7 protein-coding genes are annotated in these 7,536 nt (G+C 70.2%); 4 read left to right on the plus strand and 3 right to left on the minus strand.

All coding sequences use genetic code 11. From position 1 onward, the window contains the following. The first annotated feature begins 238 nt into the window (after window positions 1-238). The 4 genes from ACFVFR_RS28260 to ACFVFR_RS28275 all read left to right on the plus strand — a co-directional run bounded on the left by ACFVFR_RS28260 (window position 239) and on the right by ACFVFR_RS28275 (window position 3,058). Complete coding sequence (locus ACFVFR_RS28260) at window positions 239-397, plus strand: hypothetical protein (RefSeq protein ID WP_383706752.1); 159 nt, start codon at window positions 239-241, stop codon at window positions 395-397. Window positions 398-443: 46 nt separating this feature from the next. Then, entirely contained in the window at window positions 444-1,100 is a 657-nt protein-coding gene (locus ACFVFR_RS28265) for an aminodeoxychorismate/anthranilate synthase component II (protein ID WP_383706754.1), read from the plus strand. Then, on the plus strand, window positions 1,031-2,245 hold the full coding sequence (locus ACFVFR_RS28270) for a class E sortase (protein ID WP_383706756.1): 1,215 nt from the start codon (window positions 1,031-1,033) through the stop codon (window positions 2,243-2,245). The genes ACFVFR_RS28265 and ACFVFR_RS28270 overlap by 70 nt, the downstream gene beginning before the upstream one ends. An 84-nt stretch (window positions 2,246-2,329) precedes the next feature. After that, window positions 2,330-3,058 carry a class E sortase gene (locus tag ACFVFR_RS28275; protein ID WP_383706758.1) on the plus strand — a complete coding sequence of 243 codons (729 nt, stop codon included), beginning with the start codon at window positions 2,330-2,332 and terminating at the stop codon, window positions 3,056-3,058. A gap of 310 nt (window positions 3,059-3,368) precedes the next feature. Here ACFVFR_RS28275 and pknB read toward each other — a convergent pair whose 3' ends face one another. The 3 genes from pknB to ACFVFR_RS28290 form a co-directional block, all read right to left on the minus strand. After that, on the minus strand, window positions 3,369-5,402 hold the full coding sequence (gene pknB, locus ACFVFR_RS28280) for a Stk1 family PASTA domain-containing Ser/Thr kinase (protein WP_383706760.1): 2,034 nt from the start codon (window positions 5,400-5,402) through the stop codon (window positions 3,369-3,371). Between the two features lie 253 nt (window positions 5,403-5,655). Next, on the minus strand, window positions 5,656-6,447 hold the full coding sequence (locus tag ACFVFR_RS28285; protein ID WP_383706762.1) for a hypothetical protein: 792 nt from the start codon (window positions 6,445-6,447) through the stop codon (window positions 5,656-5,658). A 229-nt stretch (window positions 6,448-6,676) separates the two neighbouring features. After that, window positions 6,677-7,063, minus strand: coding sequence for a hypothetical protein (locus ACFVFR_RS28290; RefSeq protein WP_383706764.1), 387 nt, complete (start codon window positions 7,061-7,063; stop codon window positions 6,677-6,679). Window positions 7,064-7,536 lie beyond the last annotated feature (473 nt).

Here is a 7,536-nt window from a genome sequence, read left to right on the forward strand (position 1 = left end):
CGGGGACGGCCGCGCGTCGGCCCGCCGAGCGTGGCCGCCGGCGCCCGGCCCCCCGCCCCCGCCCCCACGGCCAGGCCCGTCCGTCGGCGCCGCGCCGCCCGCCCGCCGTGGCCCCGGTCGCGCCCGGTGCGGAGCGTCGTCCACCTCTTGCCCGGCTGGCCCCCGACCCCGCCACCCGGCCCCTTACTCTGGTTGCGCAAGCGACTCATCCATCGGCTCATCGGCAAGTAGGGGCAGCATGTACGGCTGGATCTGGCGGCACCTGCCGGGCAACGCGTGGGTGCGGGCACTGATCTCCCTGCTGCTCGTGCTCGCTGTCGTCTACGTGCTCTTCCAGTACGTGTTCCCGTGGGCGGAGCCGCTGCTGCCGTTCAACGACGTAACGCTTGATGAGTGACCGTGGCGACGGCAGGAACCGATATGGCAGGAACGGCAGGCATCCGATGACCGCGCGCATTCTCGTCGTGGACAACTACGACAGCTTCGTGTTCAACCTCGTCCAGTACCTCTACCAACTCGACGCCGTGTGCGAGGTGGTGCGCAACGACGAGGTGGAGCCCGCGCACGCCGACGACGGCTTCGACGGCGTCCTGCTCTCCCCCGGCCCCGGCACCCCGGAGCAGGCCGGGGTCTGCGTGGACATGGTGCGGCACTGCGCGAGCACCGCGCTGCCCGTGTTCGGCGTGTGCCTGGGCATGCAGTCGATGGCCGTGGCCTACGGCGGCGTCGTGGACCGCGCGCCCGAACTGCTGCACGGCAAGACCTCCCCCGTCACCCACGACGGGACCGGCGTCTTCACCTCGCTGCCCTCGCCGTTCACCGCGACCCGCTACCACTCGCTGTCCGTCGCGAACGGCACCCTCCCCGCCGAGCTGACGGCCACCGCCTGGGCCGAGGGCCCGGCGGGCGGGGCGGATCGCATCGTGATGGGCCTGCGCCACCGGGAGCTGCCCGTCGAGGGCGTGCAGTTCCACCCGGAGTCCGTCCTCACCGAGTGGGGCCACCTCATGCTGGCGAACTGGCTGACCCGGTGCGGCGACGCGGGCGCGCTGGAGCGGGCGGTGGGGCTGGCGCCGGTGGTCGGCAAGGTCGGGGCGTGACCCCACCGCGCCCCGACGGCGTGGCCGCCGCGCCCGACACCGGCGAGGGCGCCGCTGGTGGCGGCGGTGCCAGCGCGGCCGGCCGGGGCGTGAGCGGCCCGCCCCGCCACGAGGAGACGGTGGGCCTGCGCCTGCCCGCCCCGGAGCGCCGGGGCGCCCCCGGGCCCGGACCCATGCCGCCGCTGGTCGATGCCGAGACGATGACGCTGCGCCGGGCGGAGCCACCGGCGTACGCCCCTCTCCCGTTACCCCCCGAGCAACCGGTCACCGAGGCCGACCACGCCGCGCCCGGAGGCCGGGCCGCGCGGCGCAAGGCCGCCCGCAAGGCCGCGGGCCGGACCGGCGGACGGGCCCCCGCCCGGCGCGCGGACGGCCCCGGCCCCGGCACGACGCCGGCCGGCGCGGTCGCCGCCGCCACGGGGCCGCCCACGACACGGCTGGCGGCGCGGCGGGCCGAGCGGGCGCGCAGACCCGGCGTGGCCACCCGGGTCAGCCGGGGGCTCGGCGAACTGTTCATCACCATCGGGGTGCTGATGCTGCTGTTCGTGGCGTACCAGCTCTGGTGGACGAACATCATCGCGCACCGGCAGGCGGCGCAGGAGAAGGAGAAGTTACAGAAGCAGTGGGCGCAGGACGACAAGCGCGCGCCCGGCGACTTCGAACCCGGTGAGGGGTTCGCGATCCTCTACATCCCCAAGCTCGACGTGGTGGCCCCGGTGGCCGAGGGCGTCGACAAGCGCGACGTACTCGACCGTGGCATGGTCGGCCACTACGGCACCGGAGCGCTCAGGACCGCCATGCCGGCGGACAGGCGGGGCAACTTCGCCCTCGCCGGTCACCGCAACACCCACGGTGAACCCTTCCGCTACATCAACCAGCTCCAGCCCGGCGACCCCATCGTCGTGGAGACCCAGGACGCGTACTACACGTACGAGATGGCCGCCGTCCTCCCGCAGACCTCGCCGTCCAACATCGGTGTGATCGGCCCTGTACCACCCGGCTCCGGATTCACCGGGCCGGGGCGCTATCTCACGATGACGACGTGCACACCGGAATTCACCAGTAAGTATCGAATGATCGTGTGGGGCAAGATGGTTGAAGAGCGCCCCCGCTCTCAGGGCAAACCGGACCCGCTGGTGAAGTGAGCGGCCGGTGACCGCCCGGGACCAGGGGCGTTCGGCCGGAGTGCGAGGGCGCTTCGACGAAGACGAGGGAACGAGGTAGGACCGGTGGTACGGACCGACGAGGACGAGCGGGGCGAGCCGGGCGCCGCACCGCCGCGAGGCAGCCGTACCCGAAGCCGCGTCGCGACCGCCGTGGGGGTCTTCGGCGAGCTGCTGATCACGGTGGGTGTGCTGCTCGCGCTGTTCGTCGTCTACTCGCTGTGGTGGACGAACGTGCTCGCCGACCGGGAGGCGAAGAAGCAGAGCGACAAGGTGCGCGAGAACTGGGCCAAGGGCCCGGGCGCGCTCGACACCCGGGACGGCATCGGCTTCCTGCGCGCCCCCGCGCTCAAGGAGGGCGACATACTCGTCAAGAAGGGCACCGCGACCAGAACCCTCAACGACGGCGTCGCCGGCTTCTACACCAAGCCGGTCAAGTCGGCGATGCCCTGGGACGAGACGGGCAACTTCACGCTGGCGGCCCACCGCGACGGGCACGGCGCGAAGTTCCACAACATCGACAAGCTGGACGAGGGCGACCCGATCGTCTTCGAGACCCGCGACGTCTGGTACGTCTACCGGGTCTACGCCAAGCTCCCGGAGACCTCCAAGTTCAACGTGGACGTCCTGGACCCGGTGCCCCGGGAGTCCGGCAAGAAGCGCCCCGGCCGCTACCTCACGCTCTCCACCTGTACCCCCGTCTACACCTCGCGGCACCGCTACATCGTGTGGGCCGAGCTGGAGCGCACGGAGAAGGTCGACGAGCACCGCACCGAACCCGCCGAACTGCGCTGACCACCCCCATCCCGCCCGTAGCACGCCGCCTCAGCGCCCCCGGCCCGCCCGACCGCCCGAAGCGCCCGCCTCCGCTCCGAGTCGCCCACAGCGCGCCTGAGCGCCCCGGTCCGACCGCGACCCGGTACCGCGGCCCCGTGCTGACGTCCCGTACCGCCGCCCCGTGCCGCCGTCCCCTACCGACGTTCCCGCCGTACGCGAGCGCCCGGCGTACCCCGCGACCACATGAGAACGGCCCGTCGTACGCGCCTTCCAGCGCGTACGACGGGCCGTTGGGGTCAGCTGGCGCCGCCCGGTCCGGGATCGGGGATCAGCCGAACCAGCCGCCGTGGCCGCCCTCGTCCCCGTTGCCGTTGTCGCCGCCCGAGGGGCGGCCGGCGATCGTGGTGAGGTTCACCGCCGTGTTCGGCGGGACCTGGCTGCCCGCCCCGGGCTGGGAGATCAGCACGATGGCGTTGTCGTCCTGCGGGCCGGTGATGTTGCCGACGGTGAGACCGAGGTCGGCCAGCGTGGTGCGGGCGTCGCCGAGCTTCTGCTGGGTGAGCGCGGGCACCTGGACCGGGGCGGCGGTGTCGTCACCGTCGTTGCCACCCTCCTCGCCGCCCTCGTCACCTCCGGCGGGCGCCTTGGCGATGGTCAGGGTGACCACGGAGTCCGGCACCACCGGGGTGCCGCCGGTCGGCGTCTGGGTGATGACCGTGCCCGCCGGCTTGTCCGCGCTCTCCTGCTCCTGCGTCTCGACCTTCAGGCCCTGGCCCGTCAGGAGCTGCTTGGCCTCGTCGGCGGACTTGCCCAGCACGTCCAGGACGGTGACCTGCTCCTTCTTCTTGGCCACCGTCAGCGTGACCTCGCTGCCCTTGCGGACCTTGGTGCCGCCGTCCGGGGTCTGGCTCAGGACCTTGCCCGGCTCCTCCTCGGACTCGGTCTGCTGGACGTTGACCGTGAACTCCTTGTCCTCAAGGAGCTTCTTGGCGTTGTCGACCTGCTTCTCGGTGACGTCGGGCACCTCGACCTTGGTGACGGCCAGGCCCTTGGACATCGTGAGCTGGACGGTGCCGTTCCGCTTGATCTCGGCGTCCGGGCCGAAGGCGGGGATCTGCTCGCAGACGGTGCCCTTGGGCTCCTTGCAGAACTTCGTCTCCCCCTCCTCGACCGTGAAGTCACCGTTCTCGGCGGTCTTCTGGGCCTCGGCGAGGGTCTTGCCGACGAGGTTGGGCACGTCGACCATGTCGTCGTTCTTGCCGCCGCCCATCAGCGCCTTGCCGATGAAGATCGCACCCACCAGCACCAGGACCGCGGCGAGCACCAGCAGGATCGTGGAAGTGTGGTTCTTCTTCTCGCCCCGGTGCCGGTCGCCCCGCTCGTCGTAGCCGAAGCCCCCGTCGTCGTCGCGGGTGGGCGGCAGCATGGTCGTCTGCGCCGCCGCGTCCTGCGGCCGGAGCATGGCCGTCGGCTGGTCGTCGCCGTAACCGGCCGCGCCGAGCGCGGCCGTGGCCGCCACCGGCTGGCCGTCGAGCGCGGCCTCGATGTCGGCGCGCATCTCGTCGGCCGACTGGTAGCGGTAGTCCGGGTCCTTCACCAGCGCCCGCAGCACGATCGCGTCCATCTCGGGCGTGATCTCGGGGTCGTACGCGCTCGGCGGCTGCGGCTCCTCGCGTACGTGCTGGTAGGCGACGGCCACGGGGGAGTCGCCGACGAACGGGGGCCGCACCGTGAGCAGTTCGTACAGCAGGCAGCCGGTGGAGTAGAGGTCGCTGCGCGCGTCCACCTGCTCGCCCTTGGCTTGCTCGGGCGAGAGGTACTGCGCGGTGCCGATGACGGCCGCGGTCTGCGTCATCGTCATGCCGGACTCGCCCATCGCGCGCGCGATGCCGAAGTCCATCACCTTGACCTGGCCGGTGCGCGTCAGCATGACGTTGGCCGGCTTGATGTCGCGGTGGACGATCTGGTTGCGGTGCGAGTACTCCAGCGCCTGCAGGATGCCGACGGTCATCTCCATCGACCGCTCGGGCAGCAACTTGCGCCCGGAGTGCAGCAGTTCACGAAGGGTCGAGCCGTCGACGTACTCCATCACGATGTACGGGATCGAGACGCCGTCGACGTAGTCCTCGCCGGTGTCGTAGACCGCGACGATCGCGGGATGGTTGAGCGAGGCGGCCGACTGGGCCTCACGGCGGAACCGGGCCTGGAAGGACGGGTCGCGCGCGAGGTCGACCCGTAGCGTCTTCACAGCGACGGTGCGGCCCAGGCGCGTGTCATGGGCGAGGTAGACCTCCGCCATGCCACCGCGGCCGAGCACCGAGCCCAGCTCGTACCGGCCGCCGAGGCGACGCGGCTCTTCCATGTCTGCTCCAGCCCTGTTCCGTCTCTTACGGTCTCACCGGTTGGGGGCCCGGCGTGCGCTGCTCGCGCCTACGGTACCTGTCGAGTGAGGTTCTCCCGAGGCGGGACAGCGGCAAGAGCCGTAACGGTACAAGTCTGTGCCGCACTGAGATCGCGATGTTATGAAACCAGATGCGGTTCGAAGGAGGTCCTGTCGAAAAATCACCGCATTGAAATGCTCTGTCGTATGGCATACGCCATGTCCCTATTAGGAACTATCTACTTTCCGCCGCCCGCGCATGGGCGAGTACGGTCGCATGGCGCCTCTCGATCCGCTGGAGCTCCCGTTCGTGCTGTCTGATCGCCCGCTGTTGATGGGCGCTCTCCACCGCGAACCAGGTCGGTACGAGACGCGAGGTCGTCTTGCACACCACATCGGCCGAGGCCACCTCGACCGCCTCCGGTCCCGAGGGGGCGCCGACGATCGCCGGGTCCCGTGTCGCCTCCCACGGCGCGGCGTAGTGGAATCCGCGTGCCCGCATACACGCGGACCACATGCGCACCGCTTCCGTCACTCGGCTGTCCGCGCGTGACGACTCGTACGTGTCCCGTCCGAGTTCGTCGACCAGCATCTCGTTGTTCACAGGCGGAGCGCCGGCGGCCAGTTCTTCCTCCGCCGAGTGGACGCAGCCGCCTTTGCGGGCCGTCTTCACCTCGCTCAGGTCGCGTATCTCGGCGGGTACGAATCCCAGCAACGCTTTCCTGGCCGCACGCGACAGTCCGTTGTTCACGGATGTCGAACCGACTTTTTTCGGGTCGCGCCCGGGCGGGAAACCGTATCCGTACCTGGCCGCGCTTTCCGGGACCGCTATTCCGTAGCGGCGTTCGTTTCCGACCGGACCTGTCTGCGGCTGAGGTGGTTCCGGCAGGTACCGGAATCCGTGCTGTGCCATGCACGCGCGCTTGAGCTGTTCCGCGGCGCGGGCGACCAGTCGGAAGGAGGCGTCGTCGAGGGTGTAGCGGTCGAGCGGCAGACGAAGCCGACGTGGGTCGGCGTTGTCGGGCAACGCCGTCGTGGACGGCTCCACGCGTCGTGGCGGGCCCGCGTCGGTCCCGCCGGTGCCGCACGAGACGGCTAGACACGCGACGGCGGCCACGACGATCCGGCGCCCGGCTGATCCACGCCGAGCCCTCCTGAGCGCCAGCACGGTAGGTGCCTCCTGACATCGGGGGTGGGGCGGGGAGCCGCGCACCACCGCGCGACTCCCCGCTGCGTCAGAGTGCTCCGAACTCAGGTCACACGTACTTTCCGGACGCGTTGTTGTTCTTCAGCTCGTCGTTCAGCGGCCCGCTGGTCGCCCAGGTGAACGTCTGGGAGGGGCCGTCGTAGTTGGTGTTGTAGTAGATCCGGTAGCGGTTGTGGGAGTTCCAGTTCGTGACGTAGGCGGCGTTGTTCTTCACCACCTGGGTGTAGCCGTTGCCGTTTCCGCGACACATGAAGTAGTCATCAGCGAATGTCGGTTGGTTGTCCGTGAACCCCTGGGACGCGCTGTTCGGATTGGAGTTGAAATAGAGCTCGACGCCCTGCCGGTCCACGGCGTTGAGGCAGCCCGCCCGGGGGGCCGCTGTCGCCTCTCCGGCTCCCGTCGCGATGAATGCCGACGCGACGGCGACACTCGCCATCACGGTGGAAAGGGTTCTCCCGATTGCGGCGCTTCTGAACACAGTTACCTCTCTCGATTGCGGTCGAGGGTGCGGTCGAACTGTTCGGTTCAATTTTAGCGAGTGCGTCTGCTTATCGGAGGATGTGCGCGCTGAATGACTACTTCTCACCGGGAAAGGCCGAAAGTGGAAATGAAGGGTGATATCGCGGCCTCAAACGTGGGATATGCCACGGGCGAGGTGGTTTCACGGAACCGAGGAACGGCGGAACCGACGACTTCGTCGGCAACGGACGTGCCAGGACCGGTCGCCATGGACGGTCACGGGCCGGCTCGGCGTCCTGGCGGCGCCGTGGGGCCCGTACGGGCGGTGGCGCGCGGCGGTGAGCTCGCCCGGCCCCTCGCCCCCCACACGAACGAGGTGGTGGGTGCCCCGGAGATTCCCGGGGCCCCACCACCACGCGGGCATCTCGCTGGCGCGGCCAACAAAAAGCA

Origin of the sequence: Streptomyces sp. NPDC057702, assembly GCF_042799315.1 — a bacterium.
Taxonomy (GTDB): domain Bacteria; phylum Actinomycetota; class Actinomycetes; order Streptomycetales; family Streptomycetaceae; genus Streptomyces.